Source organism: Vibrio sp. 10N.237.312.B06 (assembly GCF_041464685.1).
GTDB classification, from domain to species: Bacteria; Pseudomonadota; Gammaproteobacteria; order Enterobacterales; family Vibrionaceae; genus Vibrio; species Vibrio tasmaniensis_A.
Window position 1 is genome coordinate 1 of the sequence record NZ_JBFSPI010000104.1, and the last position, 17,020, is coordinate 17,020.

Below are 17,020 nucleotides of genomic sequence, written 5' to 3' on the forward strand. Positions count from 1 at the left end.
TGATATTCATCAACGAGTGCCCACACAGATTGATAGGTTTAAATTGTTAAAGAGCGCTAGCGTTTTGTGACTCACATCTCAGTCGCTAGGGGTGCGTACTATACCTGCACCACTTAGAGAGTCAAGGGTTATTTTCAAACTCTTATTCTCTACCGATTTCGCTGCGTGACTTTCGTCTCACTCCTTGTCGGTGAGGCGGCATTATAGAGAGTTCGATATAGAGCACAAGAGCTTTTTTAAATAAAAGTTTTGTTCGCCTAAAAAGCCACCACATCCGCATTTTTCGAATAAAAACTAAACATTTGAGACGTATCACAGCAATACATTGGCAAAATGGAAGCCATGAACGTAAGATTCATGTGTCTATTTTGTTAATGGTAGATGCGTATATTTCGTTTATTAATATGTAGTATTCCGATATGAACTCAAAAAAATCGATGTTGTTAATTGTCGCGCTAGCTGTATTGGGCGGCATTGTTTTCTCTCAGGTAGATATATCGCCTGCAATTACCTTTATCCTTGGTGTCTTGGCTTCCGCTTTTGTTGTTAATTTTTCAAGCACCAACTCGAAATCAGAGTCAGAACCTAAGGCTTCAACAAAAACACTTTATGTGGGTAACCTTCCATACAAAGCGAATGAATCACATGTACGTGAATTGTTCTCTGAATATGGTGAAGTATTTGCTGTACGTTTAATGAAAGACAAACGTACTGGTAAAAGAAGAGGTTTTGGATTTGTTGTTATGGCAAGTAATGATGTGAATCATGCTATTTCAGAACTTAACGATAAAGATTACATGCAACGTACTTTAAAAGTACGCGTTGCAAACGATCCTAAACATCCAGAAACGGACGAAGCTGAACTGAGCTAAACCCTAACTGCTTCAGCATACTATTTAGTGCACTTTCTTTTTTAGGAAGTGCACTACAAAAAGCCTCACGCACTCCACCTTCTTCAGTACTGCTCTCTAAATCCAATAAATCTTGAACCCGCTTAGCAATAGCCTTACCTGAATCAATCAACATCACGTTTTTACCTAGCACTTGCTGAATCTCTGATTTGATCAGTGGGAAATGAGTACACCCTAAAACAGCCACATCAATTGTGTTGATCATTGGTTGAAGGATTTGCTGCAGCTCTTCAAGGTTAATCGCCTCTCCTCGGAGTTTATCTTCGGCCATATCCACCAGCTGAGTAGAACCTAAAAGCTCAACTCTTTTATTACTAGAGAAGTTTTTGATGAGCTCGTGTGTGTATTCACGAGTAATCGTTGCGGGTGTTGCAATAAGACCAACGGCTTTATTGGCAAGTAGCGATGCTGGCTTGATTGCCGGAACAACCCCGACAATAGGGATTGGGTTATTAGCCCTTAGTGTAGGTAACACAATTGTACTTGCTGTATTGCAGGCTATCACCACAATATCAATAGCGTGGCTAGCCACAAAACTGGCGACGATGCTTTGAACTCTGTGGATTAGGACTTGCTGGTCTAGCTCACCGTATGGGTAAGCCTCGTTATCGAATACATAAGTATAGTTATGATTCGGTAGTAACTGGCTTATCTCTTTATATACGGACAGACCGCCAACTCCAGAATCAAAGATCAATATGTTTTTTTGTATGCTTTCCGACACAACCATTACCTGTAATAAGTTCCGTTGCAATGATACCCCTTCACTTAGTTTTCGCCAATCATCACTCTACATAATGCAGGCTCGGTAGCGTTGATGCACAAAGCGCTCACCCTGCTCTACATTTTCCAGCTCTATCTTAAGCCTTCCTTTAAAGCATGGCGCTGACGTGACTAAAGTATGGAACTCACCATCTTCCCCGCATGGGTCGACGTGACTCGGTAAACTGTCGATTAGCTCAAGCGTGTATTCTTTCCCGCAATAGCTCATGTCTAATGCATCGGTATCGACCGTGACGAGAAAAGTTTCGATTCCTCTCTCTATTATTTCACTCGCAAGTACCTGACTGCTCTCTCCCATTAGGGGAAACACACACTCCCAACCAGCTGGCTCTATATAACTTCTTCGGTAATCGGCAATGCCATTACAGAACATATCTCCAAATGCGACCGCATCGATTGATAAGCTAGAATCTTTAAGTGCCGAGACAATCGTACTTTGGTAAACCTCATTACTTGGGAAGACTTCCGGTAGCTCAATCATGATTAATGGTAAACCGACCAATCGAGCTTGCATTGCAACTACCTCAATAGGAGTTACCTGGAAAGGAACTTCATCTCCAACATACGTAGTATACAGAGCAACAACTTCATACTCGGTGCTTTCAAGTAGGCGCTCTAACGTTAACGTAGAGTCTTTACCTGACGACCAACTCATGACGACTTTCTTTTTCATTGATATATCCAATAAGAAAAAACCGCCCGAAGGCGGTTTAGTTGTTAGTTAAAATTTGTAGTTTAACCCTACATAATAGCTACGCTCTTGCGTGTTATAACCATATGCAGTCTCATAATCTTCATCAAACAAATTCACAACCTTACCTCGCACAATAAAGTTATCAGTTACGTAGTAATGAGTAGCAAAGTCTACCAGCGAGTATGCATCTAACTGGATTTTATTCGCACTATCATCATAGCTTTTTCCACGATACAAATAGCTCAAATCAAAGTTCCAATCCTGATATATATAAGCGATATTCCATTTTGCACTATGTTTTGAGCGACGCGCTAACTCTTTACCTGTCTCATCATTCTTTGCGTCTAGGTAGTCAACACTCGCTGAATGATAGAAATCACCTGTTGAAAACTCCCCAACAAGTTCAATGCCTTTTATCATTGCTTTATCAATGTTTTCATATTTCTGTGATGTACTAGACTTTGCAATCAAGTCTTTAATATTGTTCTGGTATGCAGCAACTCGGACGTTGAATGACTCAGGAGTAAAATCTAACGCTATTTCAAGATTTTGCGACTCCTCTGGGTTCAAGTTGGGATTTGCTGAATCCCCCCAAGATGTCGCAGGGTAATATAAGTCATTGAACGTTGGAGCTTTAAATGCAGTGCCCGCCATACCTGATAGCCTCAATAGCGGAGTCAATTTATACCCCGTAGCGACTTGCCAAGTAGTGTAACCACCATATTGCTCATTATCGTCGTAACGAAGGCTTAACTCAGCTTGAACCTTATCTTTTGAGTACAAGCCTGACGTATATGCTCCTAGGTTAGAGCGACTTGTTTCAGCATACTTAGTCGTTGATTCCGAAACATCGTCATTCACCCAGTCTAAACCACCTAACAATAAAAAATCAGAATTAAACTGATAGCCATTTTGCCAAGCAACTGATACTCGGTTTGTCTCAAAATTACCCGAAGAACCCGCATAGGCTGACTGGTCTTGGCTAGTAGCGAGAATTAATTCACTACTTAAAGCATCTGTTTTATATGCAGTAACAATCGAGCCACTAAAAAGCTTCTGATCTTTTTCACCAGAGTCGTACTCGATATCACCTTTAGTGTAATTAGAGTTAATCTTAAAGCTTAGTTCTTCGGTTGGTCGAAACCCGAATTCAAGCATAAGATCAGTATGAGAGTAACCATCATCATCACCATCAACGGCTGGCTTGTAGAAACTGTTATTTTCGTTTGCTGCTGAAAATCCGTCAGTCTTTTCTCGGTTAGCTGCAATCTTAATCCAGCCTTTATCTCCAATTTGGTTTGCTGTACTTGCAGCAAATTTCTGGTGGTTATTACTGCCACCTTCAACCCAAACTTCAGTCTCATCACCACGATACGAAGTAATGATGTTGATTACACCACCAATGGCATCTGAGCCATAGACTGCAGTTCTTGGACCTCGAACATATTCAATTCGTTCAACACCATTTAGTGGTAAGGACCCAATTGCAGTTGAGCCTGTTGTTGCACTGCTCATACGCACACCATTAACCATAATCAATGCATGATCTGATTCAGTACCACGAATATAAACACTCGACGTTTGGCCATAACCACCATTGCTTGCAATTTGCACACCAGGAAGGCGACGCAATACATCTTCTAAAGATTTCGCTTGAATTGACTGAATCTCTTCTTTAGTAATAACCACAGTTGGTGCAAGAGTTGAACCCACAGACTGCTCAAAACGGTTAGCCGTAACGACCATGGTTTCGTCAGTAGATGCTTCTTGGGCGTGTAAATTGGAGATAGGTGAAAGCAGCGATGCTACAGCAACCGCTAAAAGGGATTTGTTCATGTTGTGATCCTAAATCGCGTAAATTCCTACCAAACCACATTTTATGGTTTAGCTACTGGCAGGTATTCGGACTCAAGAGCACAACCTTATGGTTTACCTCATATTCGACTTCCCACAAAAAGCTATTTGCAGTGTCTTATGAATATTCGTTCTCTTTTACCGCTGCGCGTCAGTTCTGGATTCACACCAGATTCCCTCTTCAGCCATCTATACATCCAAATGGCACCAGCTTGCGGGAGATAGTATTAACCTATGAATCATTTGTCTAGTCTAAGATAGTTATAAGCTATAGTTTTCATGCTCGATTTACATTGAATAGCTCTCAACACTGGACAAGCGCCTGTGATTGAATAAAATCTGCGCTCTTGATTTAAAAGCACGACAGCAAAAAGGCATAACAATGGCGAATTTAGATGTAAACCCGCAACGCTACCAAGAACAACTAACAGAAAAGACTGAGCGTCTTACTGAGATGTTCTCACAATACGATGTGCCTGAGTTGGAAGTGTATGAATCTCCAGAACAACACTACCGCATGCGTGCTGAATTTCGCGTGTGGCATGAAGGTGACGATATGTATTACGTCATGTTCAATCAAGAGACCAAAGAAAAGTACCGTGTAGACCAGTTCCCAGCAGCTAGTCGTCTTATCAACGACTTAATGCCTCTACTAACAGATGCAATGAAAGAGAACCACTCTCTACGCCACAAGCTATTCCAGGTAGATTTTCTTTCTACGTTGAGTGGTGAGATTTTGGTATCACTGCTTTACCACCGTCAATTGGGTGAGCAATGGATTCAAGATGCTAAAGCACTTAAGCAGCAATTGAATGATGAAGGTTTTAACCTAAACCTGATCGGCCGTGCGCGTAAGATGAAAATCGTACTGGACCGCGACTACGTTATTGAAAAGCTAGATGTGAATGGTGATAGCTACATCTACCAGCAAGTTGAGAACAGCTTTACTCAACCAAACGGTAAAGTAGCAGAGAAAATGTTGGAGTGGGCAGTCGACTGTACTCAAGACAGCAAAGGCGACTTGCTTGAACTTTACTGTGGTAACGGTAACTTCTCACTAGCACTGGCACAGAACTTCGAACGTGTACTGGCAACAGAACTAGCGAAGCCGTCAGTAGAATCTGCGCAATACAACATAGCAGCCAACAAGATTGAAAATGTTCAGATCATCCGCATGTCTGCGGAAGATTTTACCGTAGCAATGGAAGGCAAGCGTGAATTCCGTCGTCTACAGCAAGCGAACATCGATCTTAAGAGCTACAACTGCAACACTATCTTTGTTGATCCACCGCGTTCAGGTATGGATGTTGATACTTGTAAGATGGTTCAAGGCTACGAGCGCATCATGTACATCTCTTGTAACCCTGAGACATTGAAAGAGAACCTAGACATTCTAAGCGAAACACACGACATCACTCGTTTTGCTCTATTTGACCAGTTCCCTTACACACACCATATGGAAGCCGGTGTGTTCCTAGAGCGTAAAGCGTAAACCTCGCTCTCTAAGTCGAAGCTAAGCAGCAGATACAAAAAAACGAGCCAATTGGCTCGTTTTTTTATTTATAGATTGGTTTAAGCGGTTTTACCGATAAAGCCCAGCTTCTTACCTACCCAAGCGAGCAGTAGCATCGCGACGATAATCGCAAAGAAGTTTGACCCGGCATCAGGGTGTTGTGCTTTCACAAAAGCCGAGTGGCCAAATGCACCTACAAAGAAACAAGCTAAACCCACTAACGGAATATCTTCAGATACTGGATTTGTTAGGTATTCTTGGTATAGCGCTTGTACAGCCAACACTAAAGCAATCAGCGGGAAAATAGAGAAGCCCACTTCGCTCATTGTTACCCAAGATAACAGTGCATCACCACACACACCTGCTACAACAGCAAGTACGAGTGTCTTTCTTTCAGAACCACGGTTTACAGTATTATTTTCATTCGACATTATTCAATCCCGCCTTTTAATCGGTTACGTTCACGTTCTTTACGATACCAAAAAGCTCCTTTGGCCATCATTCGCAATTGCATGATCAAACGCTCAGCCAATTCATCTCGCTGACGTCGATCTAAATCTAATGCTTCTGCCCCTGAGTTAAAAACCAAGATGACGGAGGCTTCCGCTTGAGTAAAAGCTTCGTCTCTTGTCATTCCTGTTGTGATCAAATATTCGGTTAACTCAGCAGAGAAATGCTGTATCTCACGAGCTACCGCTGCACGAAACTCAAATGAAGTTCCTGAGCGCTCCCGCAATAACAGTCTGAATACGTTTGGGCTGCTTTCAATGAATTCCATAAAGGTTTCAACCGATGTGCGAATCACGCTGCCTTCTTTTACTATGCGTTGCCTAGCTTGACGCATCAACTGACGCAACAATAAGCCACCTTCATCGACCATGGTTAAGCCAAGCTCATCCATGTCTTTAAAATGGCGATAAAAGGAAGTCGGAGCTATTCCAGCCTCACGAGCGACTTCTCTCAAGCTTAGATTAGAAAAACTACGATCGGCACTGAGTTGGCTAAATGCCGCATCGATTAAGCTACGACGAGTTTTTTCTTTTTGCTGTGCGCGAATGCCCATTGGTTTCATACTTTATCAACATCTTCTTTTACAGCCTAAACAGGCATGTCTAATACTCTATTCAATATAACGCGAATCACTTACTTATATAAGGCACTCTGGTTATATAAGACACTAAACACACCTCTTTGTTCACGTATCGAAGTAAATACGTTCAAAGAAAACATTTCAATATCCGCACCGTCATTTGGAGACATACGACATACCAAATATTATTTTTTCAGTAGCATGACGTGATCTCACCGACTCTCTGATGCCCTTTTCATGTACCCAAGAACAGAATCAGTTAAAATCTCGCTAAAGCAATGTTAATCAAATATAACAAGGAAGATATCTATGTCGCACTCCAACCACTTTGATGTAATCGTAATTGGTAGTGGCCCCGGAGGAGAAGGGGCAGCGATGGGATTAACCAAAGCCGGGTTGAACGTTGCTATCATTGAAAAAGAGAGCAGCGTTGGTGGTGGTTGTACCCATTGGGGGACCATTCCTTCCAAAGCACTGCGTCATGCCGTAAGTCGTATTATTGAATTCAACAGTAACCCTCTGTTTTGTCAGAATAATAAAAGTATCCACTCAACATTTTCCAATATTCTGGGGCATGCTAAATCGGTCATCGACAAACAGACTCGCTTGCGCCAAGGTTTCTACGATCGCAACCAATGCACGTTAGTCTTCGGTACTGCACGTTTTATCGATACCCACACGATCTCCGTAATGCAAAGCGACGGTACTGAAGAACACTACAGCGCAGACAAATTTGTTATCGCGACAGGTTCTCGTCCTTATCAGCCAGACAACGTCGACTTCATGCATGAACGTGTCTACGACAGCGATTCGATTCTTTCTCTTAAACACGATCCTCAGCACATCATCATCTATGGTGCTGGTGTTATCGGCTGTGAATATGCCTCTATATTTCGCGGTTTAGGCGTGAAAACCGATCTCATTAATACTCGCGATCGCCTGTTGTCCTTCTTAGATAACGAAACCTCAGATGCACTTTCTTACCACTTCTGGAACAGTGGCGTTGTTATTCGTAACGATGAGACCTTTGAGAAAATTGAAGGAACTGATGATGGTGTAATCATTCACCTAGAGTCAGGTAAAAAAATGCGTGCCGATTGCCTACTGTATGCCAATGGTCGAACGGGCAATACAGATAAACTGAACCTTGCTGCGGTTGGCTTAGAAGCGGACTCTCGTGGACAAGTATCAGTCAACAGCAACTACCAAACCAGTGTTGAACATGTTTACGCTGTCGGTGATGTGATTGGGTATCCTAGCCTAGCAAGTGCTGCTTATGACCAAGGTCGATTTGTGGCTCAAGCCGTGGTGAAAGGTGAAGCAGAAAGACACCTTATCGAAGACATCCCAACAGGTATCTACACCATTCCTGAGATCAGCTCTGTCGGTAAAACCGAGCAAGAGCTTACTGCAGCTAAAGTACCGTATGAAGTGGGACGTTCTTCATTCAAGCACTTAGCTCGCGCTCAAATTGCAGGTAAAGATATTGGTAGCTTGAAGATACTTTTCCATCGTGAAACTAAAGAGATTTTAGGTATCCACGTGTTTGGTGAACGTGCCGCTGAAATCATTCACATTGGTCAGGCGATCATGGAACAAAAAGGTGAAGCCAACACCATCGAATACTTTGTGAATACTACCTTTAACTATCCGACAATGGCCGAGGCGTATCGCGTCGCAGCGCTTAACGGACTTAACCGTTTGTTCTAAACAAAGAACCAACAGGACTATTTGACCACCTGCAGGCCAAATACATAAACAGCAAGCCATGAGCTTGCTGTTTTTATTTTTCGTTCCCTGAACTAAGCTATGCAAGCTAAGCGAGAAACTCACCCTTCTTCCACTGAGAAATAAATAAAACACCAAGACCAATCCCACGCATCGCCATAAAGCTCAACATTGCTAGCCACAGCGCATGGTTATCAAAACCTGATGCTAAGTAGAAAATTACGAAGAAACTGCAGGTCGCAACAAACATACTATTGCGCATATCCTTGCCCTTGGTTGCCCCAACGAAAATGCCATCCAGCAAGAAGCACCACATAGAAACGAGCGGCATCGCAATCAGCCATGGCAGATACACCTCAGCCTGACTCTTAACCTCTGGAATTGTAGTAATCATATTAATCAAACTAGACCCAGCAATCGCGAACGCTATGGTCAGTACCAAACAAATATTGAAGCTCCAGAAGAAAGTGCCAATCAAAGACTGATTTAACTCTTCTTTATCTTTCGCGCCAATCGCCTTTCCGACCATAGCTTCCATTGCATAAGCAAAACCATCCATCCCATAAGAAATGATCATCAAGAAGCTCATCAATACCGCATTAGCCGCCACCACATCATCACCAAAACTTGCACCTTGGAAGGTCATAAAAGTGAAAGTCGCTTGCAGACAAAGCGAGCGCAGAAAGATATCGCGATTCAGTTTTACGAAACGACTCAAACCTTGGCTGGTTTTCTTAAGCAGCTCCCATGGCGATGGCAGTTGCCTCTTCACCCAAATTCGGTAAACACAAATTAAGCCAAACGTTAGACCCGCATAGTCCGCTATCACCGATGCCAATGCCGCACCTTCAACTTGCCAGCCGAGGCCAATCACAAATACGATATCTAAAACAATGTTGGTGATATTAGTGATAATCACCATCCACATTGGCGCTTTAGCATTTTGGGTTCCGAGCAACCAACCTAAAATTACAAAGTTAGTTAGGGCAGCAGGCGCACTCCAGGCACGGATAGAGAAGTACTGCAGGCCATAATGTTTGACTTGCTCGCTGGCACTGCTCAATGAGAAAACCGCATCCGCAACAAAGCTGTGTAAAAGCAAAAAGACACCAGCAAACCCTAAGGCCATAGTCACGCCTTGCACAAAGACTAAACCAAGCTGCTTACCATCATTCGCACCATAAGATTGCGCGGCCAATCCAGTCGTCGACATACGCAGGAAACCAAGCAACCAGAAGGTCACACTGATCATGGTGCCGCCTAAGGCTACACCACCTAAATACCAAGAATGCTCTAGGTGACCGATAACCGCAGCATCGACTAAGCCCAACAGTGGAACCGTAATATTAGAGAGAACCATAGGGATCGCGAGCAATAGCACTTTTTTGTGCATCGCCTGATTGGATAGCGTTTGAAAAATAGTTTGGGGATTAAATAGCTTCACGATCACCTCTTAGATTAGAGGCGATAGTTTAACCTAGTGAGTGGGCTTTCACTATGGTGTGGGAGGTGCTTGCCTTTTATCGATAACGAATACCTATAACGAGGCAAGTATTCAGATACCTGCCAACAGAACCGCTAGCACTACCACTTAACAAGCACTAACTGCGGCGTTAAACGCTTTTTGACCTGAGAGATTTTACAAAGAAGTCGTTGCCACAATTTCCAACGATTACACTGCTGGTCAAGTGGAGAAAACGCTTTTACCCACTGAGCCCATGGCAGCCAATTAAGGACGCTGTCTATCGGAGAAGATAAGCCATGTGCGTATTTTCCAGAACCGAGCTTTTGCCCCAGAGCACTAGAGCTTTTATCTCCAGCTAACACTAAACACGCATGTGCGTGGGTAAAATAACGGCTCAAAGACTGAATAAAGTTCGCCGTCTGTTGTTCATTGCAATCCAACAGAGCATGTTCACACACCACCATCACTGAGGCTTGTTCTGGAATATTAAGTTCATCCAACCAGGTCAGGTCATCCACCGAGCCACACTCTAGACGGTAGCGTTCATTCTTGTGGAACAGGCGTTGTCGCCAAACTAAGTTCTCGGTTACATCTAGCTCAACCCAATGACAGCGGCCATTATCTAAACGGTAGAAACGGGTATCGAGCCCTGCTCCCACGTTAATAATCCAAGCATCTGGGTTATGAGATAAAAACTGTTGAACTTGAGAGTCACAAAGTTGAGTCAGTGTCGCGTAAAGGAGTTGTTGTTGGTCGAGTTCACCGGTAAGGCATTCAGGTGCGAGTTGGCAACGCTTGCAGGCTTGTGCTGCAATAGGGTCATAAACAAGACCGTCATCGGCAAGGCTTTCGCGGCTGCGAAACCAAAGGTGTTGAACAAGATTGGTCGGTACTTGGAATTCTTGATGTGCTGACCCGAGATCAGAAGAAGCCTTTTGATCATAGGTGTGCGACTTACGAATAAGCGGCTTCATTTGAGGTTTGGTTGGGTTTGGCATCATCATCTTCCTTGTATCTCGACAAAGAAGATGATAATGAATATCAATTACAATAACAAGTTATTGAGAGTAAATATCAATAAGCTGTTTGCACTGACTACATCCAGTCCGTGTTACGAATAATACCAACCGCAAGTCCTTCAATAGACAAGTGTTGGGATTCTAAGTCCACGTGAATTGGAGAAAATTCTTCATTTTCAGCATGTAACAGAACGGTAGAACCTTTGCGCTCTAGGCGTTTTACCGTTACATCATCGTCGACACGAGCCACGACAACTTGTCCGTCACGCACGTCTTGTGTTTTATGCACGGCCAGTAAATCGCCATCCATAATACCGATGTCTTTCATACTTTCGCCATTTACGCGAAGTAAGAAGTCAGCTTGTGGCTTAAACATACCTGGGTCAACTTGGTAGTGCATTTCTACATGCTCTTGAGCCAAAATAGGCTCGCCAGCGGCAACCTGACCGATTAATGGTAAACCTTGCTCTTCGTTCGCTGCATCTTCAAGCAAAATACGAATACCGCGAGACGCACCCGGGATAATCTCAATCGCTTCTTTACGAGCAAGAGCTTTCAAATGTTCTTCTGCAGCATTTGCAGAGCGGAAGCCAAGTTCACGTGCGATTTCTGCACGAGTCGGTGGCATACCGCAATCTTCGATCTTACTTTTGATAAGGTCAAAAACTTGTTGCTGGCGGGGCGTTAACGGCTTCATGATTCACCTGTCTTTTTATACAGTTGACTGTGAGTATATCCAGTAACTGAACAAAAGCAAAGCAATTGGTTGTTTTTAGTTCATTTTTAGCGAATTACAAAAATAAGATCTCTAACCACACGTAACCAGCTAATATTAAACAGATAAAAACGGCAGCTGAGCCAACATCTTTCGCCATCCCAGAAAGCTCATGATGTTCGCTACCGATTCGGTCAACGACCGCTTCAATCGCGGTATTGATCAACTCGACAACCATCACCAACACGACGGCTGAAATCATTAATATTCGCTCAACTTGGTTTACATCTAAGTAGAACGCCAACGGAATAAGCACTGCGGCCATGAAGACTTCTTGTCGAAATGCAGCCTCGTTTTTAAACGAGCTCGTGATGCCTTGCCACGAAAAGCCCGCAGCTTTGACGATACGTTTGAATCCGGTGTTTGATTTTTTGGTCATTTTTAACTCTATACTCAATCAGTCGATGAATGATTTTCCACAAACTTAACGGCAATATGACTATTTCCATTAAAAGGTTAGACCAGTTTCTGGTATTCTTGCATCGATTAAATTTACGCCTAGGCTTATCCCTATTTCACTCATAGGATTTATCCTCTCATTATAGAAATAGAGATACGCTTGAGCACATTGAAATAACTATTGAGGCAGTGAACCTATATGTCTTCTGGACAATCTTTTTCACGTTCATTAATGAAGCTACCTTTATCCCTATTGGTAAAGAGCACATCAATCCCTTCAAACCCTGTAGAGGATTTGAACATTGATTTGAGCAAACCGATTGTATACGCCTTACCGTTTCGCTCAAGTGTAGACATTCTTACATTGCAAAAACATGCACTTGAACTAGGGTTGCCTGATCCATTGAGCAAACTTGAAATCAATGGCAAATCACTGCAACGCTACGTTTTTATCTCTTCTCGCAAAACTCTGCTGCAAGACGATGATTATGTACCAAGCTCATCAATTGAAGTCTTCTCTGAACTGCTTTCACTGCATGCTGAAGACTCTGAGCTCGACGTTCAAGTTATCCCTGCCACCGTATTGTGGGGTCGTAAACCTGGTAAAGAGAATAACCAGAAGCCTTACCTACAAGCAATGAACGGCTTAGAGAAATCGAAAGCTGTATTGCTAGCAGGTCGTGACTGTCTGGTTCGCTTTAGCCCAGTGGTATCTCTACGATACATGGCTAACTCACACGGTACCGACAGCACCATCGCGCATAAACTGGCGCGCGTGGCACGCATTCACTTCTCTCGTCAAAAGCTTGCAGCATCGGGTCCAAACCTACCAAGCCGCCAAGCTCTGTTCGACCGCCTGCTAAAGTCAGAAGCAATCAAAAAGGCGATAGAAGATGAAGCTGAATCAAAAAATATTTCCATAGAGAAAGCGAGCAAAGAAGCTCAAGACATCATGGATGAGATCGCAGCTAACTTCTCTTACTCGCTGATTAAACGCGGTGAGAAGATTCTTGGTTGGTTGTGGAATAAGTTGTACCAAGGCCTGCATATTAGCAACGCTTCAACCGTTCGTAAGCTGGCTCAAGATGGTCACGAGATCGTTTATGTACCTTGTCATCGTAGTCACATGGATTACTTACTGCTTTCTTATGTGCTTTATCATGAAGGCATGGTGCCTCCTCACATCGCAGCAGGGATCAACCTGAACTTCTTCCCTGCCGGTCCTATTTTCCGTCACGGCGGTGCGTTCTTTATTCGTCGTAGCTTCAAAGGCAACAAGTTGTACTCGACTATTTTCCGCGAATACCTAGCGGAATTATTCGCTAAAGGTTACTCGATAGAATACTTCAGTGAAGGTGGTCGCTCTCGTACAGGTCGTCTATTGCAGGCGAAAACCGGCATGCTAGCGATGACAATCCAAGCCATGCTGCGCGGTATGAACCGTCCGGTGACTTTGGTTCCTGTATACATCGGCTATGAGCACGTAATGGAAGTCGCGACCTACGCGAAAGAACTTCGTGGTAAGCGTAAAGAGAAAGAAAACGCGAGTCTAGTGATTCGTACAATTCGTAAGCTGCGTAACTTTGGTAAAGGCTACGTGAACTTCGGTGAGCCAATTCAGCTTAACCAATATCTGAACGAACATGCTCCTGAGTGGACTAAAGATATCGACCCAATGGGAACCAGCAAACCACAATGGATGAACCCGGTGGTTAATGACTTGGCAACCAAAATGATGACGCACATTAACGATGCGGCAGCGACCAATGCCCTGACTCTTTGTGCAACGGCACTATTGGCTTCAAGACAGCGCGCATTGTCTCGTGACTCTTTGGTTTCTCAGATCAACTGCTACCTGTCTTTACTTAAGAATGTGCCTTATTCAGGTACATTCACAGTGCCTAAAGACAGCGCTGAAGACTTAGTAAAACACGCAGAGTCATTGAACAAGTTCTTAATTGAATCAGACACTATGGGCGACATCATTTCGCTTGATCGTCACCAATCGATTCTGATGACCTACTATCGTAATAACATCATTCACTTGTTTGCATTGCCATCATTGATCGCTCAGATGACCATTCGTCAGCACGGTTTATCAATCGACGCTATTCAAGAAAATGTTGCAGCTATCTACCCATTCTTAAAGAAAGAGTTATTTTTAAGCTACGACGAAGATCAGCTTGAAAGCGTGGTTGCGAACATCATTGATGAGCTAGTCGGTCAAGGCATGCTTGTTGTGTCGAACAACCAAGTAACGATCAACCAGTCAAACAGCCAAGCACTGATGCTACTAGGCCGTACGATTTCAGAAACGCTCCAGCGCTACTCAATTGCTCTGAACCTATTGGCAGAGAATCCTGATCTAGATAAGTCAGACCTTGAGCAGAAGAGCCAAGACATCGCACAGCGACTGGGTCGCCTACAAGGTATCAACGCACCGGAGTTCTTCGATAAAGGCGTGTTTGCGTCGATGTTCGCAACTCTGAAACAGCAGCAATATCTGGATAACGATGGTAACTGTGATTTAGAAAAGACTCAGCAATTCGCTAAACTTCTCTACTCAATGCTTTACCCTGAAGTACGTTTGACGATTCAAGAGAGTATCCACCAAGCAGAATAATCTCTTGGTTAGCATTCACTTTAATCACTAGACTGAACACGATCAAAAAAGGCACCCAATGGGTGCCTTTTTCTTTAGCGTTCGTTTACTTGTAAAGTTGATGCTTACCAGAAGGTAATGAACAAGCCTACAGTCACCGCCATTCCAACATAGTTATTGTTCAAGAAGGCTTGGAAGCAAAGGTCTCGATCGCGGTGACGCATCAGATGCTGTTGATACACGAACAAGCTTCCCGAAACTAACAGTGCCCAGTAGAAAGTATCACCGAGTTGGTAGTGCATGCCCAATGCAATCAACATCGCCAGTGTAACTAACTGCAGCGCACCAACCATAAGCTTATCAAAACGACCAAACAGAATAGCCGTCGACTTGATGCCAATCTTCAAGTCATCATCTCGGTCAACCATCGCATATTGCGTGTCGTAGGCTATCGTCCACAACGCATTAATCACGAAGATAAACCACACAATGCTTGGCAGTTCATTGGTTTGCGCCGCCCAAGCCATTGGTATTGCCCAACTGAAAGCCAATCCGAGAAACAACTGTGGAAGGTGTGTAAAACGCTTCATGAAAGGATAAATGAACGCGAGACCAACCCCAATAAAAGAGAGCTTAATAGTCAGCGGGTTCATGGTGAGTACCAACAAAAAAGAAACCACAGCTAACACTAGAAAGAGCACAATGGCTTCCTTGCTGGAAACCAAACCTGAAGGTAATGGACGTTGCTTGGTGCGTTTGACATGACCATCAACTTTACGGTCAGCAAAATCATTAATCACACAGCCAGCCGATCGCATTAACACCACACCGAGTATGAAAACAACCAAGACATCAAAATCAGGCATGCCTTTCGCAGCAATAATCAGCGACCACAAGGTCGGCCAAAGGAGTAACAGAGTACCAATCGGGCGATTCATTCGCGTCAATTGCCAGTACGCCTTCGCTTTGGTGGCAAGCATTTACACACTCTCCTTAGAGTAAATGGGGGATGTTGGTAAAAAAAGTTCGGCCACAAGCATCGGTTTATGATTCATCCATAATCGAGAACGACGCGCGAGTAATCGCTCATCGCCAGCGATAACCCAACCGACTTGAAGCGCATCTCGCTCCACGTTCTCAGCACTGAAAACCGTTAATCCAAGCGGGACATCCCCTTGTTGAGAAAGGTCAGAGTGCTGATGATCTTCTAGGGTAATTCGAGGTATTAAGGTTCGACCTAACACCCACGGCTCATCATCACCCTTTAAAATCACTTTACGCAGTAAGCAATCATGTGATGATAAAAGGCGTTCTTCGTCCTGTTGCAGAATTGATCGTTCCACAACTTGATTATGAAGCAACTCAACAGACAGGTGCTTGCAGCACTTGCCCAACTTACGGGAAAGCGATCCTTGTTCCATAAGCCACTCTTTGGTGGTTTCATTAGGAAAATTAAATTTTTCTGTGCTTTGCCAATCTACATTCATTAATGAATTTAGATACAATGATATTGACTGATTCATACTAGTATTCAATAGGTGACTTTACACGTACAATAAAGCTTCAACTTTCGAATAAAATTAAAGCGTCCTTCGAATTGTAAACGTATTTAGATTTAGACCGCTCATTGTAACAAGACTAATGCGTTTCGAATATCGCGAATAAACTAAAGAAAAGTCTCAAATATGCACAAACGTTATGTAGCCCAACTATTTATTGCGATTAATCTACTATTTTCAGCATCAAGTTTCGCTGAAGAAGAATCGACACCCAAACTAGCCTACTTCACGCTAGAGCCCGATCTCACCACCAATTTTTACACTAAAGGTAAAAAACTGGGCTATATTCAGGTCCGTCTAGACATAATGGTCGCAAATAGTAATGACTTAGAAGCCATTGAGCATCATCAGCCATTGATTCGTGATGCGGTGATTGAATTACTCGGCAAGCAAAATGAAGAGACAATTAAGTCTCTATCCGGTCGTGAAGATTTGAGAAAGTCCTTAGTTGAGCACCTCAATAAGATTTTACTTCCTGAAACAGGTAAAACTCTCATTGCTGACTTATTGTTTACCAAATATCTTTACCAGTAACGATGTAAAAACGAATCCCAATAAAAAAGCGGCTCATCTGGCCAACACCTATCATTTAAGGTGTTTAGATCGCACAGTGTAGCGAGTCTTACTA

16 protein-coding genes and 1 riboswitch are annotated in these 17,020 nt (G+C 43.3%); of the genes, 5 read left to right on the forward strand and 11 right to left on the reverse strand.

Translation table 11 applies throughout. The features are described from left to right. The first annotated feature begins 419 nt into the window (after nucleotides 1-419). Nucleotides 420-872: an RNA-binding protein gene (locus tag AB6C75_RS20500; RefSeq protein WP_009848258.1), complete on the forward strand. Its 453-nt coding sequence runs from the start codon at nucleotides 420-422 to the stop codon at nucleotides 870-872. Here the strand turns inward: AB6C75_RS20500 and murI are convergent. The 3 genes from murI to AB6C75_RS20515 are packed head-to-tail and all read right to left on the reverse strand — an operon-like array spanning nucleotide 835 to nucleotide 4,224. Continuing rightward, complete coding sequence (gene murI, locus AB6C75_RS20505) at nucleotides 835-1,641, reverse strand: glutamate racemase (RefSeq protein ID WP_372108992.1); 807 nt, start codon at nucleotides 1,639-1,641, stop codon at nucleotides 835-837. The genes AB6C75_RS20500 and murI overlap by 38 nt on opposite strands. A gap of 60 nt (nucleotides 1,642-1,701) precedes the next feature. Beyond that, a complete protein-coding gene (locus AB6C75_RS20510) occupies nucleotides 1,702-2,367 on the reverse strand; it encodes an ATPase (RefSeq protein WP_372108978.1) in 666 nt (221 codons plus the stop codon). A 48-nt stretch (nucleotides 2,368-2,415) separates the two neighbouring features. Then, nucleotides 2,416-4,224: a TonB-dependent receptor domain-containing protein gene (locus tag AB6C75_RS20515; protein ID WP_372108980.1), complete on the reverse strand. Its 1,809-nt coding sequence runs from the start codon at nucleotides 4,222-4,224 to the stop codon at nucleotides 2,416-2,418. A gap of 39 nt (nucleotides 4,225-4,263) precedes the next feature. Next, nucleotides 4,264-4,469, reverse strand: a riboswitch (cobalamin riboswitch). A gap of 155 nt (nucleotides 4,470-4,624) precedes the next feature. Here AB6C75_RS20515 and trmA point away from each other — a divergent pair. Next, nucleotides 4,625-5,734, forward strand: coding sequence for a tRNA (uridine(54)-C5)-methyltransferase TrmA (gene trmA, locus AB6C75_RS20520; RefSeq protein ID WP_372108982.1), 1,110 nt, complete (start codon nucleotides 4,625-4,627; stop codon nucleotides 5,732-5,734). A gap of 80 nt (nucleotides 5,735-5,814) precedes the next feature. Here trmA and AB6C75_RS20525 read toward each other — a convergent pair whose 3' ends face one another. Together AB6C75_RS20525 and fabR are read right to left on the reverse strand one after the other, a co-directional pair. After that, a complete protein-coding gene (locus AB6C75_RS20525) occupies nucleotides 5,815-6,186 on the reverse strand; it encodes a YijD family membrane protein (protein ID WP_004736696.1) in 372 nt (123 codons plus the stop codon). Further along, nucleotides 6,186-6,827 carry an HTH-type transcriptional repressor FabR gene (fabR, locus tag AB6C75_RS20530; protein WP_010438693.1) on the reverse strand — a complete coding sequence of 214 codons (642 nt, stop codon included), beginning with the start codon at nucleotides 6,825-6,827 and terminating at the stop codon, nucleotides 6,186-6,188. The genes AB6C75_RS20525 and fabR overlap by 1 nt, the downstream gene beginning before the upstream one ends. Nucleotides 6,828-7,154: 327 nt before the next feature. On the opposite strand from fabR, the gene sthA reads away from it, so the two are divergent. After that, on the forward strand, nucleotides 7,155-8,555 hold the full coding sequence (gene sthA, locus AB6C75_RS20535; protein WP_372108984.1) for a Si-specific NAD(P)(+) transhydrogenase: 1,401 nt from the start codon (nucleotides 7,155-7,157) through the stop codon (nucleotides 8,553-8,555). 106 nt (nucleotides 8,556-8,661) lie between these two features. Here sthA and dinF read toward each other — a convergent pair whose 3' ends face one another. The 4 genes from dinF to AB6C75_RS20555 all read right to left on the reverse strand — a co-directional run bounded on the left by dinF (nucleotide 8,662) and on the right by AB6C75_RS20555 (nucleotide 12,211). Continuing rightward, nucleotides 8,662-10,017, reverse strand: coding sequence for an MATE family efflux transporter DinF (gene dinF / locus AB6C75_RS20540; protein ID WP_372108986.1), 1,356 nt, complete (start codon nucleotides 10,015-10,017; stop codon nucleotides 8,662-8,664). Nucleotides 10,018-10,157: 140 nt separating this feature from the next. Beyond that, the gene (locus AB6C75_RS20545; protein ID WP_009848250.1) at nucleotides 10,158-11,036 is read right to left on the reverse strand and encodes a class I SAM-dependent methyltransferase; all 879 of its coding nucleotides are present in this window, start codon (nucleotides 11,034-11,036) and stop codon (nucleotides 10,158-10,160) included. Between the two features lie 97 nt (nucleotides 11,037-11,133). Then, on the reverse strand, nucleotides 11,134-11,754 hold the full coding sequence (lexA, locus tag AB6C75_RS20550; protein WP_009848249.1) for a transcriptional repressor LexA: 621 nt from the start codon (nucleotides 11,752-11,754) through the stop codon (nucleotides 11,134-11,136). A 94-nt stretch (nucleotides 11,755-11,848) separates the two neighbouring features. Continuing rightward, complete coding sequence (locus AB6C75_RS20555) at nucleotides 11,849-12,211, reverse strand: diacylglycerol kinase (RefSeq protein WP_372108988.1); 363 nt, start codon at nucleotides 12,209-12,211, stop codon at nucleotides 11,849-11,851. Between the two features lie 219 nt (nucleotides 12,212-12,430). Here AB6C75_RS20555 and plsB point away from each other — a divergent pair, with 219 nt between their 5' ends. Further along, nucleotides 12,431-14,854: a glycerol-3-phosphate 1-O-acyltransferase PlsB gene (gene plsB, locus AB6C75_RS20560; RefSeq protein WP_372108990.1), complete on the forward strand. Its 2,424-nt coding sequence runs from the start codon at nucleotides 12,431-12,433 to the stop codon at nucleotides 14,852-14,854. A gap of 104 nt (nucleotides 14,855-14,958) precedes the next feature. Here the strand turns inward: plsB and ubiA are convergent, their stop codons facing one another. Beyond that, on the reverse strand, nucleotides 14,959-15,813 hold the full coding sequence (ubiA, locus tag AB6C75_RS20565; protein ID WP_009848245.1) for a 4-hydroxybenzoate octaprenyltransferase: 855 nt from the start codon (nucleotides 15,811-15,813) through the stop codon (nucleotides 14,959-14,961). Then, nucleotides 15,814-16,356 (reverse strand): chorismate lyase, encoded by a 543-nt coding sequence (locus tag AB6C75_RS20570; protein WP_162924288.1) that lies wholly within the window; start codon nucleotides 16,354-16,356, stop codon nucleotides 15,814-15,816. It abuts the gene before it with no gap. Nucleotides 16,357-16,518: 162 nt separating this feature from the next. Here AB6C75_RS20570 and AB6C75_RS20575 point away from each other — a divergent pair, with 162 nt between their 5' ends. After that, on the forward strand, nucleotides 16,519-16,926 hold the full coding sequence (locus AB6C75_RS20575) for a flagellar basal body-associated protein FliL (protein ID WP_009848242.1): 408 nt from the start codon (nucleotides 16,519-16,521) through the stop codon (nucleotides 16,924-16,926). Nucleotides 16,927-17,020 lie beyond the last annotated feature (94 nt).